Here is an 18,483-nt window from a genome sequence, read left to right as displayed (position 1 = left end):
CCGGCCCCGCGCCGGGGCGGGCGGGCCGGCATAGAGTCGGACGGTGGACCGTACCGAATCGTTGCCGGCGCAGACCCGACCACCCGGCGTGGCCGACGAGGACCCGGGCAGCGTGCTGCTGCCCGGCCACGACGTGCCCCTGGGTCGCTACACCACGGTGCGCCGGCTGCTGCCGCAGCGGGCCCGGCGGATGGTCGGGGCGTGGTGTTTCGTGGACCACTTCGGCCCCGACGACGTCGCGCAGCGGCCCGGCATGGAGGTGCCCCCGCACCCGCACACCGGCCTGCAGACGGTGACCTGGTTGCTCGACGGTGAGATCGTGCACCGCGACAGCCTCGGCAACGTCCAGCCGATCCGGCCCGGTCAGCTCAACGTGATGACGTCCGGGCACGGCATCGCCCACTCCGAGCGGTCACCGGCCTCCCACCCGCCGTTGATGCACGGTGTGCAGCTGTGGGTGGCGCTGCCGGACCCGGCGCGGGCCGGTGCGGCCGACTTCGCCCACCACGCCGACCTGCCCCGCTGGCGCACCGGCGACTGGGACCACACCCTGCTCGTCGGTGAGCTGGGTGGCGAGCGGTCCCCGGCGGTGGTGCACACGCCGCTGGTCGGTGCGCAGCTCCAGGCACACGGGCCGGCTCCGGCCACGCTGCGCCTGCGACCCGGCTTCGAGTACGCCCTGCTGGCGATGTCCGGCCGGGCCCGGGTCGACGGCCTGTCCCTGGAGCCCGGCGCGCTGCTCCTGCTCGGCGCGGGGCGCGACCGGCTGGAGTTGACCGCCGAACCGGGGAGCCGGCTGATGCTGCTCGGCGGTGAGCCGTTCGACGAGCCGCTCGTCATGTGGTGGAACTTCGTCGGTCGTTCGCACGAGGAGGTGGCCGCCGCCCGGGACGACTGGATGGCCGGCCGGGACCGGTTCGGGCGGGTCGCCGACGACGCGGCCCCGCCGCTGCCCGCCCCGGAACTGCCGACTGTCCGGTTGAAGGCCCGGGACCGGCGGGGGGACCTGCACGGGTGACCGGCCGCCCCGGCCGTGTGCTCGCCCACACTATTTCAACAATCAGCCGTACGGGTGATGGCGTGTCATATGATGATCGCGGCAGCGATGCCCACCCGGTTCGGGTGGCCACCCGGCGGTTGGCCGGTGAACAGGCACGCGTGCGCCCCAGGTCACGGTTCGTGACCCGGGGCGCCCGCCTGTGTGGGGACCCCTCCCGCCTCCCGCCTCCCGCCTCCCGCCTCCCGCCTCCCGCCTCCCGCCTCCCGCCTCCCGGCCCCGCCGTCTCGCCGGCCGGGCAGCAGACCACCTTCGGCGGCGGCGGCTCAGATGCTCCGCAGGTGTTGCGCGACCCGCAGGTGACGCCGGCGGTCGCCCTGTTCCGCGCGTCGGGCCGGGTCGCCCTCCGGCACCGGGTCGAGCACGGCGCAGCGGGCCACCTCGGCGGTGTCGGCGTAGTCCACCGGCGGCAGCGCGCGCAACGCCCGTACCACCTCCGGTGGTGCGCCCTCCCGCTCGGCCTGGCGGACCACGGCGTCGCGCGTCGCCGGGCAGTTCAGCCGGGACAGGTACCGCAGGACCTCGGTTCGACTGGCCACCGGTGAGCCTCCTCGCCGCCTCGTGCCGGTCACGATCGGCGGCGGTTACCCGTCCGCCGGCCGGTCACGCGCCCCGAAGCGGAAAAGTGGCACCGTTGCCGGTGGTACGGCCCGGAGCGGGATCCGGCGTCGGAACCGGACCCGGGCGGGGGCGGGGAACCGGGTCGTTTCCGGGTCGACGTGGCGGGTAACCGACCGGCCTCATGTCGAAGGGAGCCCCGCATGAACTACGACACCTTCGTCGACCAGGTGGCCCGTCGGGTCCGCACCGACCCGGAGCGGGCCGTGGTGCTGGTCCACGCGACCCTGGCCACCCTCGCCGAGCGGTTGACCGGTGGGGAGGTGCTCGACCTCGCCACCCAGTTGCCCGCGCCGCTGCGGCTGGCACTGCGGCCCAGCCCGAGCACCGAGGCGGCCGAGCGGTTCGGTGCGGCCGAGTTCGTCGCCCGGGTGGCGCAGCGGGCCGACCTGGACGAACCGGCCGCCCGGGACGTGGTGCGGGCGGTCTTCGTCACGGTCCGCGAGGCGGTCAGCGGTGGTGAGTTCGACGATCTGGTGACCCGGTTCCCCCGCGACTACCGGGAACTGGTGGAACCGGCGCTCACCCCCGGGGTGGCCGCCCTGCGCCGGGCCTGACCCCACCGGTCGGCCCCCGGTGCCACCGGGTGATCGGGCTCGGGCCGACCGCCGCCCCGGCACACACAGCCGTTGACCAGGGCAACTACGCTGTGACGGTGGTGTGCCCTGACTTGGCGAGTCGCTCGGACCTGGCCTAACCTGGACCGCACGAGGGGAGTACTTCCCACGAACCATTCCGGTCAGTACGGCGCGCCCCGGGTGCGCCTCGGGTGGTTGCCCACGGCGAACGTGGGTGAAGGAGACCTCGAACATGGCACGGTGTTCGAGGAGGCTCCATGACCGATCTGTCGTACTTTGCTGCCGGTGGGTTGTCGTCGGTCGGCACGCCCACCCTGTGGGCGGTGACCATCGTCGGCGTGCTCGCCCTGCTGGTCCTCGACTTCCTGGTCACCCGACGCCCGCATGAGGTGTCGATCCGGGAGGCGCTGGGCTGGTCGGCCTTCTACATCGCGTTGCCGTTGGCCTTCGGCGGTTGGGTCTGGTACCGCTTCGGCTCCCAGCAGGGCATCGAGTACCTGACCGGCTACCTGGTCGAGAAGTCCCTGTCGGTCGACAACCTCTTCGTGTTCATGCTGCTGCTGGCCGCCTTCGCGGTGCCCGCGGTGCTCGCCCAACGGGTGCTGCTCTACGGCATCGCCGGGGCGCTGGTGCTGCGCGCGGTCTTCATCGCCCTCGGCGCGGCGGCGTTGCAGACCCTCGACTTCGCGTTCCTGATCTTCGCCATCATCCTGATCGCCACCGCGGTCAAGCTGCTGCGCGACGCCCTGTCCGGGCACGAGCAGGAAGTCGACATCAACAAGATGCGGTCGGTGCGGCTGCTGCGCCGGTTCATGCCGGTCGTCGAGGAGTACCACGGCACCCGGATGACGATCCGGCAGCAGGGTCGCCGGGCCCTCACCCCGTTCGCCCTGGTGGTGGTCGCGGTGCTCGCCACCGACATCGTCTTCGCGGTCGACTCGGTGCCCGCCGTCTACGGCATCACCGAGGACCCCTACCTGGTCTTCGCCACCAACGCGTTCGCGCTGCTCGGGTTGCGGGCGCTCTACTTCGTCCTGCACGCCGCGCTGAGCCGCCTGGTGCACCTCAGCTACGGTCTGGCCATCATCCTGGCCTTCATCGGCGTCAAGCTCGGCCTGCACTGGGCCCACGGGATCTGGTCGGGCGTGCCGGAGATCCCGACCCTGGCCTCGCTCGGCGTCATCATCGGCGTCCTGGCCGTGGTCACCCTCACCAGCCTGCGGGCCACCCGTGACCGGGAGCCCGGCGAGGTCGAGGTCGTCACCGACAAACACTGACGGTACGCGCCCGGCGGCGGCCCGCGACCGGGTCGCCGCCGAAGGCGTGCCGGTCGGCGGGAACCCTCCCGCGCACACCCGCCGGGTGGTACGACTGACGGGTGGGAATCGTGTCACCGGGCTTCCAGGGCCGACGCCGTACGACCGATCCGGCCCTGCCGCCGGGGCAGTACCTGACCGAGGACTTCCCGGTGCTGTCCGCCGGGCCGACCCCCCGGGTCCCGCTGGACCGTTGGGAGTTCGTCCTCGCCACCGAGACCGGCGACGAGTTCCGCTGGTCCTGGGCGGAGCTGATGGCCCTGCCGCAGGAGACCCCCACGGTGGACATCCACTGCGTCACCCGGTGGTCCAAGTTCGGCACCAGCTGGCAGGGCGTCTCGCTGGACGTGCTGCTCGACGGCGTGGACACCGCCGCCGACTACGCCCAGGCCCACTCGTACGGCGGATACACCACCAACCTGCCGCTGGACGACCTGCGTGACGGTCAGGCCTGGGTGGTGCACGGGTACGACGGCGAACCGCTGCCCGCCGAGCATGGTGGCCCGGCCCGGCTGCTGGTGCCGCACCTCTACTTCTGGAAGTCGGCCAAGTGGGTGCGGGGCCTGCGGCTGACCGTGGAGGACGAGCCCGGTTTCTGGGAGACGGCCGGCTACCACGACTACGGCGACCCGTGGCGTGAGCAGCGCTACCAGGGTGACTGAGGTGACCGCAGCCGCCCCGGGTGGCCGGGTCGCCGCCCCGCTGGGCTGGCGGGTGGCCCGGCTGGCGCAGCGCCGGATCGAGACGCCCACCGCGCAGACCCTCGTCCTGTCGGTGCCCGGCTGGCCGGGACACCTGCCGGGGCAGCACGTCGACGTCCGGCTCACCGCCCCCGACGGCTACCAGGCGGCCCGTTCCTATTCGTTGGCCGGCCCGCCCGACGGCGACCGGATCGCGTTGACCGTGCAGCGGGTGCCCGACGGCGAGGTGTCGCCGTACCTGACCGACGCCTGGGCCGAGGGGGACCCGGTGGAGGTGCGTGGCCCGGTCGGCGGCTGGTTCGTCTGGCGGTCCGAGCAGACCGCGCCGGTCCTGCTGGTCGCCGGGGGTTCCGGGGTGGTGCCCCTGATGGCGATGGTGCGGGCCCGCCGGGCCGCCGGCAGCCGGGCGCCGTTCCGGCTGATCTACTCGGTACGCACCCCGGCGGACGTCATCTACGCCGACGAACTACGTACCCGCGCCCGCGACGACTTCGGCCTGGACGTCAGCTACGTCTACACCCGCGAGGCCCCCGACGGGTGGCGGGGCGAGCCGCACCGGATCGGTCTGGCCGACGTGAACACCCACGGCTGGCCGGCGGACCTGGAACCGCTCTGTTACGTCTGCGGCCCGACCGGTTTCGTGGAGACCGTCGCGGACCTGTTGGTGGGGCTGGGCCACCCGACCCGGCGGGTCCGGACCGAACGGTTCGGGCCGACCGGCTGACCGGTGAGGAGAACCGATGACCGAGATGTCCTACCTGGACGGCAACATGCTCGACGGGCCGTTGCGCGAGCTGCTCGCGGTGGACCTGAGCGCGGCGACCGGGCGGTGCGCGTCCTGTGGCATGGTCGGCCCGATGGCCGGACTGCGCGTCTGGGCCCACGCCCCGGGGCTGGTGGGTCGTTGTCCCTCCTGCGCCGAGGTGATGCTGCGGCTGGTCCGGGCCCCCGACCGGGCCTGGCTGGACCTGCGCGGCGCGACCTACCTGCAGGTGCCGATGCCGACCGCCGAACCGTTCCCCCGGCCACTCTGACCAGCCACCTGCCTTCGTCCCCGCCGCCGTCGCGGGGTGCGGCCGGACGGCCCGGACCCGGGTGGTCCGGGCCCGCGGTCGGCACCCCGCGGGTTCCGCCGGTCAGTGCGGTGCGGCGGCGACCGACGCCCGGCGGACCAGCGGGCAGGGCATGGCGACGTGCCGGGCCACCCGGCGGCGGGCCCCCTTCGGCCGGTCGAGCAGCTCCACCATCGTCTCGACCGCCCACGCGCCCATCCCGTGATGCGGCAACGCCACGGTGGTCAGCGCGGGGAACAACCCGTCCGCGATGACCTCCTGGTTGTCGGAGCCGACCACCGACAGCTCCTGCGGCACCCGCAGGCCGAGTTCGGCGGCGGCCCGGTAGACGCCCATCGCCATCCGGTCGGTGAAACAGAACAGCGCCGTCGGCCGGTCGGCCGCGTCGAGCAGGACGCGGGCGGCCCGGTGCCCGCCGGCCGGGTCGCCGACGTCGGCACGTACCAGCTCCGGCCGGTACGGGACCCCGGCGGCCCACAGCGCCTCGCGGTAGCCGAGCAGCCGGCCCCGCGCGGCGGGAACGTCGTCGACGGTGGTGACGAAACCGATCCGGCGGTGCCCGTGGGCGAGCAGTTCCCGCACCGCCGCGGCGGCGCCACCGCGTTCGTCCGGCACCACCGAGGGGAGTGTGGCGTCGTCGCTGCGGGCGTTGAGCAGCACCACCGGCATCGGGCGCAGCTCGTCGGGGACCCGCACCACCCGGTGGTCCGTGGTCGCGTAGAGCACGCCGTCGACCCGGTGCCGCGACAGCGCCCGGATCTCCCGCCGTTCGGCCTCGAGGTCGCGTCCGGTGGTGAGCAGCAGCACCCACCCGCGTGCCGATGCGGTCTCCTGCGCGCCGAGGATGAGCCGCCCGGCCTGCCCGGTGGCGGAGATGACGTCGCCGAGCAGCCCCAGCGCGTACGACCGTTGCAGCCGTAGCCCCCGGGCCAGCCCGTTCGCCGCGTAACCGAGTTGCCGGGCCACCGCCTCGACCCGTTCCCGGGTCTGTGCGCTGACCCGGGTGCCGGACTTGTTGTTCAACACGTGGGACACGGTGGTCACCGAGACGCCCGCCGCGGCGGCGACGTCCCGGATGCTCGCCTTCGGTCCCATCGGCTCACCTTCGTGCTGCTCGTGGCTCGGCCGCCGGGGCGACGGTCCGACAACGCTAGCCGAACCGGCCGGGAAGCGGAGACGACGTACGGCACCCGGTCCACGGGTTGGGCCGGGCGGCGACGGCCCCGGCACGTGCCGGCCGGGCGGGTGCTGGCGGTACGGCGGCGTCGCCCGGGTCGATGCCCGCCCGTGCGGTGCACCGGCGGGCATCGACGTCCGACTCAGATCCGGGAGGTGAAGGCGACCAGCACCTGGTACGGCGCGGGCGTGCCGGTGTTGTCGAAACAGATCACGTCCACCGGGGCGTCCACCGCGTACGACCACGGCTGGGTCAGGTTGCAGTAGTTGGGCCCGGTGCCCTGCGCGGTGACCTGGGCGTGCGTCTCCTTCTGGCCGAGCTGCTTGAAGGTGACCAGGTAGCGGCCGGCCGGTGCGAGCGGCGCGATGGTGTTGACGCCCACCCCGAGCTGGGAGTTGTCGTTGGTGGGGCCGCCCGCCGCGCTGGCCAGGTGACCGAAGAACTTCGGCGGGGCCAGCGACCCGATCACCGACCGGCCCCGGTGGTAGGAGAGGGTGAAGTCGGTGTTCACCGGCGCACCGGCCTGGTCGAAGCAGAACACGTAGACCAGCACGTCGGTGCCGGAGGCGCCCCACCGGGCCACGGTGCACCGGCGCGGACCGGCGTTCGGCTGGATCGCGGTGGCCTGCACGTTGCCGGCCAGCACCCCGGCCAGTCCGACCCCGGGCAGCCGCACCGACCACTGCCCGACCCCCAGCGGGGCCAGCGCGGCGGGGGCCCCGGTGGACACGTACGACTGGACCAGGCCGCTGACCCCGCCCTGGACGTAGGCGTGTGCGGTGCCGGCCGGCAGCACCCCGGAGCTGGCGGTCCACAGCACGGTGAACCGGCTGTCGTCGCGGGTGCCGCCGGGGGCGAAGCACTGCACGTCGACGATCTCGTCGGTGCCCGACTGGAACCAGCGCACCACGGTGCAGTAGTGCCCGGCCCGGTCCACCGGGGTCACGTGCGGCACCCCGCGCGCACCGGCGCCGATCTGCGGGAAGCGCACCTGGAACCGGCCCGGGGCGAGCTTGATGCCGGTGGCCCAGGCGGCCGGGAAGGCGGTCTTCCAGGTGCCCCACTGCCGGGTGGTGTCCAGCACGGTCCAGCTGGTGACGGTGGGGTTGTCGACGTAGGCGAAACCCCACCGGTCCGCGGTGGCCGCCGCGGCGGGTGCGGTCGGCGCGAGCCCCACGGCCGCCAGCAGGGCGGCCAGTGCGACGGCGACGACACGGCGAACTCTCATCTGTCCCTCCGATTGGTGGTGGTCGAACAGGAACTCAGCGTGAGCGGAAGGCGCGCCGAAAGCAACGGTGTCGTCTACGCGGTGTGACTACAGTCGGGACCCCGTCACTGATGTATCAGGCGGGCCGGAACGCCCTCGTGCACCGCACGCGCCTTCGCGCGGCGGCGGGAACGGTGACTCCGGGTCACCGGCCGCCCCGCCCCGGCCGCTCCGCCCCGCCCCGCTCCGCCCCGCCCCGCTCCGCCCCGCTCCGCCCCGCTCCGCTCCGCCCCGCTCCGCCCCGCTCCGGCGCGACGGTGCCGGGGCGATCCGACACGTTTGTCGTGCTGACCGCCGGGAAGGGAGCGGGCATGACGAAACCTCGTGTGGTGATCGTGGGCGCCGGTTTCGCCGGTTACCACGCGGCGAAGACGTTGCGGCGGTTGGCCGGTGGACGGGCCGAGGTCGTACTGCTGAACTCGACCGACTACTTCCTCTATCTGCCGTTGCTGCCCGAGGTGGCCGCCGGGGTGGTCGAGCCGACCCGGATCTCGGTCCCGTTGACCGGCACCCTGCCCGGGGTGCGGGTCGTCGTCGGCGAGGCCGACCGGGTCGACCTGGCCAACCGCTGGGTGGGTTTCACCAACCCGGAGGGGGAGCGGGGCCAACTGGCCTACGACCGGCTGGTGCTCTGCGTCGGCAGCGTCAACAAGCTGCTGCCCATCCCCGGGGTGACCGAGTACGCCCACGGCTTCCGGGGCCTGCCCGAGGCGGTCTACCTGCACGACCACGTGGTCCGGCAGATCGAGCTGGCCGAGCAGGCGCAGGACCCGGCCGAGCAGCAGGCCCGCGCCACCTTCGTGGTGGTGGGCGCGGGCTACACCGGCACCGAGGTCGCCGCGCACGGGCAGCTCTTCACCGACGCGTTGCACGCGCAACGCCCCCGGTTGACGGTCCGGCCCCGGTGGATGCTGCTGGACGTCGCCCCCCGGGTCCTGCCGGAGCTGGACGAGCGGATGTCGCGCACCGCCGACCGGGTGCTGCGTCGTCGGGGTGTCGACGTCCGGATGGGCACCTCGGTCGCCGAGGCCACCGCCGACGGGGTACACCTCACCGACGGCGAGTACGTCCCGACCTGCACGCTGGCCTGGTGCGTCGGGGTCCGTCCCGACCCGTTCGTGGCCGAGTTGGGGCTGCGGACCGAGAAGGGCCGGTTGGTGGTCGACGAGTACCTCAACGTCCCCGGTTTCCCCGAGGTGTACGCCTGCGGCGACGCCGCCGCCGTGCCGGACCTGACCCGCCCCGGCCAGGTCTGCACGATGACCGCCCAGCACGCGCAGCGGCAGGGCAAGCTCGTGGCGCGCAACATCGCCGCCTCCTACGGCCAGGGCCGGCGTCACCCGTACAAGCACCACGACCTGGGTTGGGTGGTCGACCTCGGTGGGAAGGACGCGGCGGCCAACCCGCTGAAACTGTCGCTGTCCGGGTTGCCCGCCAAGGCGGTCACCCGGGGCTACCACCTGCTGGCGATGCCCGGCAACCGGGCGCGGGTGAGCGCCGACTGGGTGCTCGACGCCGCGCTGACCCGCCCGGCAACGCAGCTCGGCCTGGTCCCGGCCAACGCCGTGCCGTTGGAGAGTTCCTCGCCCGAGGTGCCGGCGCGCACCCGCTGACCGAAGCTGATCGGTCCGGCCGCCGGCTCACCCCCGGCGGCCGGACCGGGCCGCGTCGGACCCGCCGACATCGTCACCCCTGCGGCGGCCGGCGGGCCCGAACTCGCGCAGCAGCACCTGGACGACCCCGGCCGCCGGGATGGCCAACAGCGCCCCGACCAGCCCGGCCAACTCGGCCGCGACGAGCACGCTGACCAGCACGGTGAGCGGGTTCAGCCGGACCGCCCGGGACATGATCAGCGGTTGCAGCAGATGGTTCTCCACCTGCTGGTAGACGACGAAGAAGACCAGCACCACCAGCCCGGCGGTGGGGGAGCGCAGGAAGCCGGCCCCGGACGCGACGACCGCCCCGAGCGTCGCGCCGACCAGCGGAACCAGGTCGGCGATCCCCACCAGTAGCGCGATCACCGCCGCGAACGGCACCCCCACCAGCACCAGCACGACGTACGTCCCCAGTCCGCAGATCACGCTGATCAGCAGGTTGCCGCTGAGATAGCCGGTGATGACCCGCGAGGTGCCCCGCCCGATCCGCCGCAACCGCACCCCCGTGCCGGCACCGACCGCCCCGAGCATGGTCCGGATGATCCAGGGCGCCTCCAGGACCATGAGGTAGGCCAGCACGACGACGGTGACCAGGCCGGCGAGGGTCCGCAGGACGCCCCGGAACAGTTCCACCGCCGGCTGGCGCAGCTCACCGCCGTACCGCTGGACCTGGTCGCCGTGGCGACGGGCGTAGTCCAGCAGGCCGGTCCGGTCGAGCAGGCCGCCCAGCGGTCCCTGCCCGGCGCGGGCCTGCCGCAGCAGTTCGGGGGCCCGGTCGGCGAACCGGCCCAGCTCGTCCAGCAGCGGCACCAGGATCACCGCGCCCACCGCCGCCAGCAGCCCGAACACGGCCAGGAAGACCAGCAGGGTGGCCGTGGCCCGGTGCCGCACCAGCCGGCGCTCCACCCGGTCCACCAGGGGTTTGAGGGCCGTCGCGAGGAACGCCGCGAGCAGGATCCAGATCAGCACCCGACGGGTGGACCAGAGCAGGCCGAGCCCGATGACGACCGCCAACACCAGACCGATCACGATCAGCGCCCGGCGGGCGGTACGACGATCGTCGGTGGTCCCCATCCGGCGCGGCTACCCCCGGTCGGCGCCCGGAAACCGTTCTGCCGGACCCCGGCGGGCGGCGGCTTCACTCGCCGGGGGTGAGGGGCGCTCACCCGTCCGGGGCAGACCATCGAGGCGACCGGAGGTCTTCCGAGGCACGCGGAAGGGAAGGTCGTCATGAAGAGGATCGTGGAGATTGTTCCGGCTCGTCCCGGCTGGTACTCGCGGTGGCGGATCGGCCCCGAGGCGACACGGTGCTACCCGGTGAGCCTCTGGGCGCTGGTGGAGGAGGCCGACGGTTCCGGTCGTGAGGTCGTCGGTGTGGACTGCGCCGGGCAGTGGCCGGGAGCGGAGGAGAACGAGTCGGGTGGGGGATTCGTCCGTTACCTGTTCCAGCTGCCCGATTCCGGTCCTCCGGAGGACGTCGAACGACCCTCCCCCGTCGAGGTCCGGTCGACCGGTCCCCGCCGGCAACCCGCCGTCGTGACGCAGGAGCCCGCCGTCGCCGGATGACCGCCGCACGTACGCCGACGGGGTCGACCGGGCCGCCCGCCGCCGGTCCCGGCACGAACAGGACCGGGGCGCAGCTGACCCGCCCGACCCCCTCCCGGCCCCCGGCCCCTGGTCCCAGGGTCGGGGGCCACCCCGGCAGCCGGGTGGCTCAGCCCACCTCGCGGACGTCGTCGGCGGCACCTGCCGTCGGTCGCTCCACGGCGAGCAGCTCGGTCAGGCCGGTGCGGTCGAGCAACTGCTGGAGCCGGTCACCCACCCCGGTCAGCCGCAGCGGCCCGACGCCGCCCCGGCTGAGCACCAGGAAGGCGCTCAGGCCCGACGAGTCGCACAGGCCGACCCCGCCGAGGTCGACCGTCAGCTCGTGGCAGCCGTCCGCGCGGACCCGGGCCGCCGCGTCGAGCAGCTCCGGAGCGGTGTCGAAGTCGAGGTCACCGGTCAACCGCAGCCGGGCGTGGCCGGCGTCGGGCCGGGTCACCTCGATGGACAACAGCTGCGGGCGCATGCCCTCATGTTCCCAGCAACCCCGGACCGGGAAACGTCGGGGGTTCGCGGGACCCACCCGGGCCGGGGCGCGGGTCGCCGGGGGTTCAGGCGGTGGCGGCGGGTGGCTTCGGCGCGGCGACGGCGGACTGCTCCGGCGCCTGACGGGCCAGTAGCCCGGTGACCCCCGTCATGTCCAGGATGGTCCCCAGGAACCGGGGCGTGGCTCGCAGGCGGATCAGCGTCCCGGCCCGCTGGCCCTCGCGCCAGGCGTGCACGATGACCGACAACCCGGTGCTGTCGATGAAGGTCAGGCCGGCGAAGTCGATGACGATCACCGGAGGCCGGCCCGTGAGCAACCGGTCGATCTCGGCGCGCAACGGCGCGGAGGTGGTGTAGGCCAGCTCACCCCCGACCGCGATGACCGGTGACCGGGGGTCGGAAACGTCCACCGACATGGTCAGTGGGGCAGCTTCGAAAGTCCTGCCAGGGGATGCCACAGCGCGCCTTTCCGCAGGGCCGACGGTCGGGCTGGATCAGCCGGATCGTAACAATCTCCCGGCGGGTCCGCAGGAGCGCGTATCCGGGCCGCCGGGTGCCGTGCGGTGGCGGAACCCGCCGTGCGGCGTAGGCTGAGCGGAACAGATTGGCGCATACGGACGACCTCCGCGGCCGGCGAACGGTGACAGGCGGACGGTGACAAGGGGAGTGGGGCTCAGCTGGTGGTTGCTGCCGACGTCAGGGGTTTCGACCCGGGCGACGGACGGATCTCCACGCCGAGTGCCGGACGGGCTCCGGCCCGGTCCGTCGGCGCCCCCGCCGTGCTGCCCCCGCTGGCACCGGACGGCACCAGCCCCGGGCCCGCCAGCCCCGGGCCCGCCAGCCCCGAGCCTGCCCGGTCCGAGCCCGCCTGGTCCGAGGTCGTCGAGCACTTCCGTGAGGGCCTGATCATCTGTGACTCCGACGGCGTGGTGAGGCACGTCAGCCCCGTCGCCGAGCGGTTGCTGCCCGAGGTGACGCCCGGTCGTGGCCTGGCCGCCGCCGGGCTCGCCGTGCTGACCGGGGTCACCGACCCCGACGGGTTCGGCCATCACGGCCGGCGGCTGCGGATCCGCCGGGTGGCGCTGTCCGGGTCCCGCAGCTGTCTGTATGTCGAGGACGTCACCGACAGCGTCTCCCGGGCGGACGCGCTGCTCGCCGAGCGGGCCCGGTCCGCCTTCCTCGCCGTCGTGGGGGAGAAGCTCGGTAACCCGCTGCACCCCGACCGGGCCGCCGCCGCCGTCATCCGGCTGACCGTACCCACCCTGGCCGAGGTGGCGGTGCTGGTGCTGGCGCCCCGGTCCGGGCGGGCCCGGTGGTGGCGGGCGACCCGGGCCGACCACGAGTCCCCCACGGTGGACAGCGGCGTGCTGCCCGCCGCCGCACTGCCCCCGGCGATCGCCGAAGGGCTGTCCGGTGTCGAGCCGCATGCCGTGGACTGGCTCGTCGAGCAGGCGGTCGAGGCCGGTTGGCTGCCGGGGCTGACCACGTCGGAGGTGACCGCCCGGATGGTCTCGCTGCCCGGCCGGGACGCCCCGGCCGGGGTGCTGCTGGTGGCCCGCCGCACCCGCTGGTACGACGAGGCCGACCTGGATCTCGTCCGGGCCTTCGCCGCCCGGGCCGGCGCCGCGCTCACCACCGCGGTCCTCTACCGCAACCAGGCCGAGGTGGCCGACACCCTCCAGGCCAGTCTGGTGCCGGTGGAGCCGCCCGAGGTGGCCGGCGTGCAGTGGGGGACGGCCTACCGGCCGGCGCAGGCGAGCCTGCGCATCGGTGGCGACTTCTACGGCGCGCACCGGCTGGCCGACGGTGGCGCGGTGTTCTTCCTCGGCGACGTCTCGGGCAAGGGGGTGGAGGCCGCGGTCTTCACCGGCCAGTTGCGTCAGTGTCTCCAGGCGCTGCATCGTGTCGAGTCGCACCCCGGCCGGCTGGTGAAGCTGCTCAACGACGCCCTGCTGGAGACCACCCAGGCGCACGGTCAGGGCCGCTTCGCCACCCTGGTGCTCGGCACGGTACGCCCGCACCGCGACGGCGGCCTGTCGCTGACGATGGCCGGTGGCGGGCACCTGCCGCCGCTGGTGCTGCGCAACTCCGGCGAGGTCGAGACGGTGCCGCTGCGCGGCATGCTGATCGGCGTGGTCCCCGACCCCCGCGTCGGTGAGGTCACCGTACGCCTGGCCGTGGGGGAGACCTGTCTGCTCTACAGCGACGGGGTGACCGAGGCCCGGGGCGGTCGACGTGGTGACGAGCAGTTCGGCCAGGACCGGTTGGTCCATGCGGTGACCGCCTGCCACCGGATGCCCGCCCCGGCGCTCGCCGAGCGGGTCGAGCAGGTCACCTGCGACTGGCTGGGGCACGGTGACCACGACGACATCGCGGTGCTGGCCCTGCGGGCGACCGGGCCGGGCGGTCGTCCCCGACGGCACCTGCACTCCGTCCCGGCTGTCCCGGGCACGGCCGAGAGGAACCCCCGATCGTGACCGTCCCGACCGCCCCGGTCGATCCGGCGCACGCCTTCGCCGACTTCCTCGCCTGTCTGGAGGAGGCGGACGAGTACGGCGCGATCGAGGTCGCCACCGGGTTGCTCGACGCCGGTGTCCCTGCGGAGCGGGTGCTGCTCGACCTGGTCGCACCGGCCCAGGTCGAGGTGGGTGAGCGGTGGGCCCGCAACGAGTGGAGTGTGGCGCAGGAACACGCGGCGACCCACATCAGCGAGCGGGTGGTGGCGGCGATCGCCGGGTACGCCGATCCGCGTCCCACCCGGGGGCGGATCGTGGTGGCCTGCATGGATGGTGAGTGGCACGCCCTGCCGCCCCGGCTGGTCGCGGAGGTGCTGCGACTGCGCGGCTGGCAGGTGACGTTCCTGGGGGCCAGTGTGCCGGCTGCGCACCTGGTGTCCTACCTGCACCGGCACGACGCGCACGCGGTCGCGTTGGCCTGTGCCCTGCCCATGCGGCTGCCGTACGCGCACCGGATGATCGAGGCGTGCCGGCGCTCGGACGTGCCGGTGGTGGTCGGCGGGCGCGGGTTCGGTGTGGACGGCCGGTGGGCCCGGCGGCTCGGGGTCGCCTGGGCGGCGGACGCCCCGGGCGCGGCCGACCTGGTCGCCGACGAGCGGCGGTTGCGTCGGGTGCCACCCGCGGATCTGTCCCACCTCGCCGACCACGAGTACGCGGGCCTGGTGAAACGGCGTGGCGAGCTGATCGACTCGGCGGTGGCGGACCTGCGGGTCCGGGTGCCGTCGGTCGGGGAGTACACCTCGACGCAGTGGGATGCGACGATCGGTGATCTGGGCTACATCGTGGATTCGCTGGCCGCCGCCGTCTACGTCGACGACCCGGAGCTGTTCACCGACTTCGTGTCCTGGCTGGCGACGATCCTGGCCAGTCGGGGGGTACCGACCGCGGCGGTCGCGTCGACCCTGGGCCACTACGGGCACGCCCTGCGTGACTTCCCCCGGGCGGGACGGTTCGTGGCGCTGGGTGTGGCGGCGACCGTCGCGTCCGGGGTCGTCCGGCACTGACGCGGCGTTGCGGGGCGCCCGGGGAGCGCTGCGTATACTTGCTGCACTGCAAGGGTCTTCCTGCGGTGGAAGCGAGAGGGACGACGTTGACCTTCACCGTCACGCACGACGAGCGCGATGGTGGCGGCGTGTGCCTGCGGCTCGCGGGCGAGTTGGATCTCGGTGCGGCCGGGGCGCTCAACGCCGAGATCGACCGGCTGGTGGCCGACGGCGAGCGGCACCTGCTGCTCGACCTCGGCGCGTTGACCTTCTGTGATTCCACCGGCATCGCGGCCTTCGTGCGCGGTGACAACCTGACGGCCGCCCGGGGCGGGTGGTTGCGGCTGTCCGGGGCGACCGGCCGGGTGGATCGGGTTCTCCAGATCACCGGGCTGGCCGAGGTGCTGCGTTACCAGCCGGACACCGCCGACCCGCGGTCGCCGTCCGCCCGGTGATGGGCTAAATTTCCCCGCCAGCGGATGACCGACCGGTTTCCCACCTCGCGGATGACCGCGTTCGGTTCTCCCGCCGACGGGGTACCGAGACCGTCGTCCCCGATCGCCGAGACAGACAGGTTGGACCCATGGACCGAGGCGCCACGAACCCCGTCCGCATCCTGGTGGTCGACGACGACCCGGGTGACGTGCTGATGATCGAGGAAGCCCTGGCGGACTCCGAGATCGCCAAGGTCATCGACGTGGTCGGTGACGGCCAGGAGGCGATGGAGTTCCTGCGTCGGGAGGGCCGGCACGTCGACGCCCGCCGCCCCGACGTGATCCTGCTCGACCTGAACATGCCCCGGATGGACGGGCGTCAGGTGCTCGGCGAGGTCAAGCAGGACGACGACCTGCGGACGATCCCGATCGTGGTGCTGACCACCTCGAACGCGGACACCGACATCGTGGGCAGCTACAGCCTGCAGGCCAACGCCTACGTCACCAAGCCGATCGACCTGGACGACTTCAACGACGTGGTGCGCCGGATCGACGAGTTCTTCGGCCGGGTCGTGGTGCTGCCGAAGCGTTCCTGACCGCACGGTTCGCCCCGGCGCGTCCCCCGCGCCGGGGCCCGGTCGGCCGCCGGCCCCGCAATTGCTGAACATTTTTCCCGAACCGCCCCCGTGTCGGCCGGCTGCCGCCAGGATCGAGCTGGGACAGACGTATCAGCTTCCTGGGGGCGACACGTGATGAGGTTCTCCGTCGTGCGGTCCGGTTCCGACCGGCAACAGGCCGATTCCTTCCTGGACGAGCTCGGAGTCCGGTTGACCCGACTCGCCGCGCGGGCGGAGGTGATCGGCGGCGCGGGGCGGGACTGGGATCAGATCCGCCAGGAGACCACCCTGCTCCTGGCGATGGTCGACCGGCGGCGGGCCGACGCCGGCCGGGCGGTCCGCCCGGCGGAGCCGGCGGCCGAGCTGCTGGCCCGGGCCCGCGACGAACTGGACGCCGCCCGGGAGGAGGCCCGGCAACTGCGGGAGCGGGTGTACGCCGAGGCGGTGCAGGCCCGGCGGGAGTTCGAGGCGTCGCTGCACGAACGGCGGCACCGGGCCGCCCGGGCGGATCAGCTCCTGACCGGGGTGGCCGTCGAGACGGTGCCGGTCGACACCCCGACCGCCGCCGCCGGGGGTGTGCCGGCGACCCGGGTGGCCACCGGCGTCGACGAGGTGCCGGCCGACCAGCCGGAGCCGGGGACCTGGGTGGCCTGACCGGGCCGCACCCGCTGCCGGCGACCCGCCCGGGGCCGTCGGGCCTCAGCGGTCGATGCCGCCACCTGCGGCGGTCGCCCGGGGCCGTCGGGCCTCAGCGGTCGGTGCCGCCACCGCTGCGGTGACGGGCCGGGGTCGTCGGGCCTCAGGTCAGCGCCGCCACCACGGTGGTGGCCCTCTGCTCGTGCCGTGCGTAGGCGTGGGGGTAGGCGGAGATCTGCACGGCCTGCGCGGCGGCGGTGACGCTGAGGTCCCGCCAGCCGGGGATCTTGGCCAGCGCCGCATAGAAGGCCCGTGCCGCATAGTCGGGGCGCATCAGCTGGGCGACGGTGCCCCAGCCGCTGCTCGGGCGTTGCTGGAACAGGCCGACCGAGTCGTGGTCGGAACCGCTGCCCTGGTGCGGGTGGTCGTACGACTCGGGCAGCACGTCGCTGGCGAGGTTGTGCAGGTCGCTCTCCTGCATGGCGGTGGCGACGGCGACCACCATGCCGCGTCGGGGCACGCCCAGGTCGACACCGGCGTCGACGATCTTCTTGGCGTTGTCCATCTGGAGCGGGGTGAGGCCGGCGACCGGGCGGGGCCGGCCCGGCTTCGTCGGTGTCGGTGAGGCGCTGCGGGCGGCCGGTGGGTGCGGGCTCGCCGACGCCGGGTCGGCCGGGGGTGAGGCGGCCCGGTCCCGGGCGCGGGAGGCCCGCTGTTCGTCGGCGGCCCGGTCGGCCAGCACCTCCTGCACCGGCCGGGGCCGCTGCCGGTCGACGTGGTGCGTGCCGGCGAACGCGATGAGCCCCAGACAGCAGGTGACGCCGCCGGCGAGGGCGATCCGGGCGGGTACCGACGGGGTGCGTACGCCCCGCCGGGGCGGCTCCGGTGCGCGGTGCCGGCCGATCCTCCGTTCGTCCGAGGTGGCCCCGGTCGAAGGGTCAGCCGCGTGCTGTCGGGCCGGTCGCTGCTCATCGGTGTCGTCGGGGTGCACCCGCCGAGGCTAGAGAGGTTTCGGCCGCGGACCACCGCCGTGCCGGGTGGCCTGCGCCACACCGGGTCACTTTCCGCCCGGATCTTCTCCGCATATCGCCATGGGAGCCGCGTAAGCCTCAGGCCGCTTCTGTCGCTTATAGCATTAATTCCTATGCGATAGCGGACAGAAGTTCATCGCTGCTGATCGATCAGTGGGCATCGTTCGTCCGGGGGGGGGCGATGGTGTTCGTACCACCGACCGCCGCCTCCACCGGACGAACGATGTGGCTCAGTGCCGGCCGTTGTCGGCCGCGCTCACCGTCAACCGGTGCCGGCTGCTGTCGTCGCTGGAGAACGGCCAGAGCCGGTCGGCGTACGCGACCAGCTCGGCCAACTGGTCGCGGCTCAACCCCACCGACGAGATGCTGGCGTGCACGTCGGCCCGGTACCGGCCGTCGTCGTCGCGTCCCAGCTTCGCCTCGGCGGTCACCTGCACCGTGTGCGCCTCGTCGGTGATCTCCCCGGCCGCCTCGACCGCCGCGTGGTGCAGGCAGGAGGCGAAGGCGGCGGCGAGCAGCTGCTCCGGGGTCAACCCCGTGCAGTGCGGCGCGAGCGGCGACGCCAGCGCGGTGGAGAGCCCACCGTCGTCGGTGCGTACGTGCCCGCCCGTGGCGGTCGCGCTGGCCTCGTGCAGCCAGGAACTCGGATCCGGCATCGCGTTCCTCCCTCACTCGTCGGCCGGATTCCCGGCCACGAACGGGTGAAACGCCGTGCCGCGCGGCCGGCGGAACCGGG

The 18,483-nt window shown here is 73.8% G+C and carries 21 protein-coding genes; 13 read left to right on the top strand and 8 right to left on the bottom strand.

The features are described from left to right. Positions 1-43: 43 nt before the first annotated feature. Complete coding sequence (locus AB0B63_RS13315) at positions 44-1,018, top strand: pirin family protein (protein ID WP_208566366.1); 975 nt, start codon at positions 44-46, stop codon at positions 1,016-1,018. A 305-nt stretch (positions 1,019-1,323) separates the two neighbouring features. Here AB0B63_RS13315 and AB0B63_RS13310 read toward each other — a convergent pair whose 3' ends face one another. After that, positions 1,324-1,596 carry a DUF2795 domain-containing protein gene (locus tag AB0B63_RS13310; RefSeq protein ID WP_357017876.1) on the bottom strand — a complete coding sequence of 91 codons (273 nt, stop codon included), beginning with the start codon at positions 1,594-1,596 and terminating at the stop codon, positions 1,324-1,326. Positions 1,597-1,818: 222 nt separating this feature from the next. Between AB0B63_RS13310 and AB0B63_RS13305 the strand changes: the two genes are divergently transcribed. From AB0B63_RS13305 to AB0B63_RS13285, 5 genes are all read left to right on the top strand, one after another. Further along, the gene (locus tag AB0B63_RS13305) at positions 1,819-2,232 is read left to right on the top strand and encodes a DUF2267 domain-containing protein (protein ID WP_208566364.1); all 414 of its coding nucleotides are present in this window, start codon (positions 1,819-1,821) and stop codon (positions 2,230-2,232) included. 278 nt (positions 2,233-2,510) lie between these two features. Continuing rightward, positions 2,511-3,530, top strand: a complete 1,020-nt coding sequence (locus AB0B63_RS13300; protein WP_357017873.1) for a TerC family protein — start codon at positions 2,511-2,513, stop codon at positions 3,528-3,530. 101 nt (positions 3,531-3,631) lie between these two features. Beyond that, the gene (locus AB0B63_RS13295) at positions 3,632-4,231 is read left to right on the top strand and encodes a sulfite oxidase-like oxidoreductase (protein ID WP_307799081.1); all 600 of its coding nucleotides are present in this window, start codon (positions 3,632-3,634) and stop codon (positions 4,229-4,231) included. 1 nt (position 4,232) lies between these two features. Next, a complete protein-coding gene (locus tag AB0B63_RS13290) occupies positions 4,233-4,994 on the top strand; it encodes a ferredoxin reductase (RefSeq protein ID WP_208566362.1) in 762 nt (253 codons plus the stop codon). A gap of 16 nt (positions 4,995-5,010) precedes the next feature. Further along, the gene (locus tag AB0B63_RS13285) at positions 5,011-5,304 is read left to right on the top strand and encodes a DUF6510 family protein (RefSeq protein WP_208566361.1); all 294 of its coding nucleotides are present in this window, start codon (positions 5,011-5,013) and stop codon (positions 5,302-5,304) included. Positions 5,305-5,406: 102 nt separating this feature from the next. On the opposite strand, the gene AB0B63_RS13280 is transcribed toward AB0B63_RS13285, so the two are convergent. Next, positions 5,407-6,438 carry a LacI family DNA-binding transcriptional regulator gene (locus AB0B63_RS13280; protein ID WP_357017870.1) on the bottom strand — a complete coding sequence of 344 codons (1,032 nt, stop codon included), beginning with the start codon at positions 6,436-6,438 and terminating at the stop codon, positions 5,407-5,409. Positions 6,439-6,662: 224 nt separating this feature from the next. Then, positions 6,663-7,748, bottom strand: a complete 1,086-nt coding sequence (locus AB0B63_RS13275) for a hypothetical protein (RefSeq protein WP_208566359.1) — start codon at positions 7,746-7,748, stop codon at positions 6,663-6,665. Positions 7,749-8,098: 350 nt separating this feature from the next. Here AB0B63_RS13275 and AB0B63_RS13270 point away from each other — a divergent pair, with 350 nt between their 5' ends. Further along, on the top strand, positions 8,099-9,400 hold the full coding sequence (locus AB0B63_RS13270; protein WP_357017867.1) for an NAD(P)/FAD-dependent oxidoreductase: 1,302 nt from the start codon (positions 8,099-8,101) through the stop codon (positions 9,398-9,400). Positions 9,401-9,427: 27 nt separating this feature from the next. Here the strand turns inward: AB0B63_RS13270 and AB0B63_RS13265 are convergent, their stop codons facing one another. Continuing rightward, positions 9,428-10,516, bottom strand: a complete 1,089-nt coding sequence (locus AB0B63_RS13265; protein ID WP_357017865.1) for an AI-2E family transporter — start codon at positions 10,514-10,516, stop codon at positions 9,428-9,430. Between the two features lie 156 nt (positions 10,517-10,672). Here AB0B63_RS13265 and AB0B63_RS13260 point away from each other — a divergent pair, with 156 nt between their 5' ends. Next, complete coding sequence (locus AB0B63_RS13260) at positions 10,673-11,008, top strand: hypothetical protein (RefSeq protein ID WP_208566356.1); 336 nt, start codon at positions 10,673-10,675, stop codon at positions 11,006-11,008. A gap of 148 nt (positions 11,009-11,156) precedes the next feature. On the opposite strand, the gene AB0B63_RS13255 is transcribed toward AB0B63_RS13260, so the two are convergent. Together AB0B63_RS13255 and AB0B63_RS13250 are read right to left on the bottom strand one after the other, a co-directional pair. Continuing rightward, complete coding sequence (locus tag AB0B63_RS13255) at positions 11,157-11,510, bottom strand: STAS domain-containing protein (RefSeq protein ID WP_208566355.1); 354 nt, start codon at positions 11,508-11,510, stop codon at positions 11,157-11,159. A gap of 85 nt (positions 11,511-11,595) precedes the next feature. Next, complete coding sequence (locus tag AB0B63_RS13250) at positions 11,596-11,946, bottom strand: STAS domain-containing protein (protein WP_357017861.1); 351 nt, start codon at positions 11,944-11,946, stop codon at positions 11,596-11,598. Between the two features lie 264 nt (positions 11,947-12,210). On the opposite strand from AB0B63_RS13250, the gene AB0B63_RS13245 reads away from it, so the two are divergent. From AB0B63_RS13245 to AB0B63_RS13225, 5 genes are all read left to right on the top strand, one after another. Continuing rightward, on the top strand, positions 12,211-14,007 hold the full coding sequence (locus AB0B63_RS13245) for a PP2C family protein-serine/threonine phosphatase (RefSeq protein ID WP_357017858.1): 1,797 nt from the start codon (positions 12,211-12,213) through the stop codon (positions 14,005-14,007). After that, complete coding sequence (locus AB0B63_RS13240) at positions 14,004-15,050, top strand: cobalamin-dependent protein (RefSeq protein WP_357017855.1); 1,047 nt, start codon at positions 14,004-14,006, stop codon at positions 15,048-15,050. The genes AB0B63_RS13245 and AB0B63_RS13240 overlap by 4 nt, the downstream gene beginning before the upstream one ends. Positions 15,051-15,115: 65 nt before the next feature. Beyond that, a complete protein-coding gene (locus AB0B63_RS13235; protein ID WP_308290694.1) occupies positions 15,116-15,484 on the top strand; it encodes an STAS domain-containing protein in 369 nt (122 codons plus the stop codon). A gap of 128 nt (positions 15,485-15,612) precedes the next feature. Beyond that, complete coding sequence (locus AB0B63_RS13230; RefSeq protein WP_208566350.1) at positions 15,613-16,059, top strand: response regulator; 447 nt, start codon at positions 15,613-15,615, stop codon at positions 16,057-16,059. A 156-nt stretch (positions 16,060-16,215) separates the two neighbouring features. Continuing rightward, positions 16,216-16,734 (top strand): ATPase, encoded by a 519-nt coding sequence (locus tag AB0B63_RS13225; RefSeq protein WP_357017851.1) that lies wholly within the window; start codon positions 16,216-16,218, stop codon positions 16,732-16,734. A 145-nt stretch (positions 16,735-16,879) separates the two neighbouring features. Here the strand turns inward: AB0B63_RS13225 and AB0B63_RS13220 are convergent, their stop codons facing one another. Both AB0B63_RS13220 and AB0B63_RS13215 read right to left on the bottom strand, forming a co-directional pair. Beyond that, complete coding sequence (locus tag AB0B63_RS13220) at positions 16,880-17,707, bottom strand: hypothetical protein (protein ID WP_357017849.1); 828 nt, start codon at positions 17,705-17,707, stop codon at positions 16,880-16,882. A gap of 270 nt (positions 17,708-17,977) precedes the next feature. Continuing rightward, positions 17,978-18,403, bottom strand: a complete 426-nt coding sequence (locus AB0B63_RS13215; RefSeq protein ID WP_208566347.1) for an OsmC family protein — start codon at positions 18,401-18,403, stop codon at positions 17,978-17,980. Positions 18,404-18,483: the final 80 nt, after the last annotated feature.

The sequence above is a fragment of the Micromonospora sp. NPDC049081 genome (assembly GCF_040648835.1).
GTDB classification, from domain to species: Bacteria; Actinomycetota; Actinomycetes; order Mycobacteriales; family Micromonosporaceae; genus Micromonospora; species Micromonospora antibiotica.
Note: the sequence above shows the minus strand (reverse complement) of the source record. Positions and strands in the feature narration are given on the sequence as shown.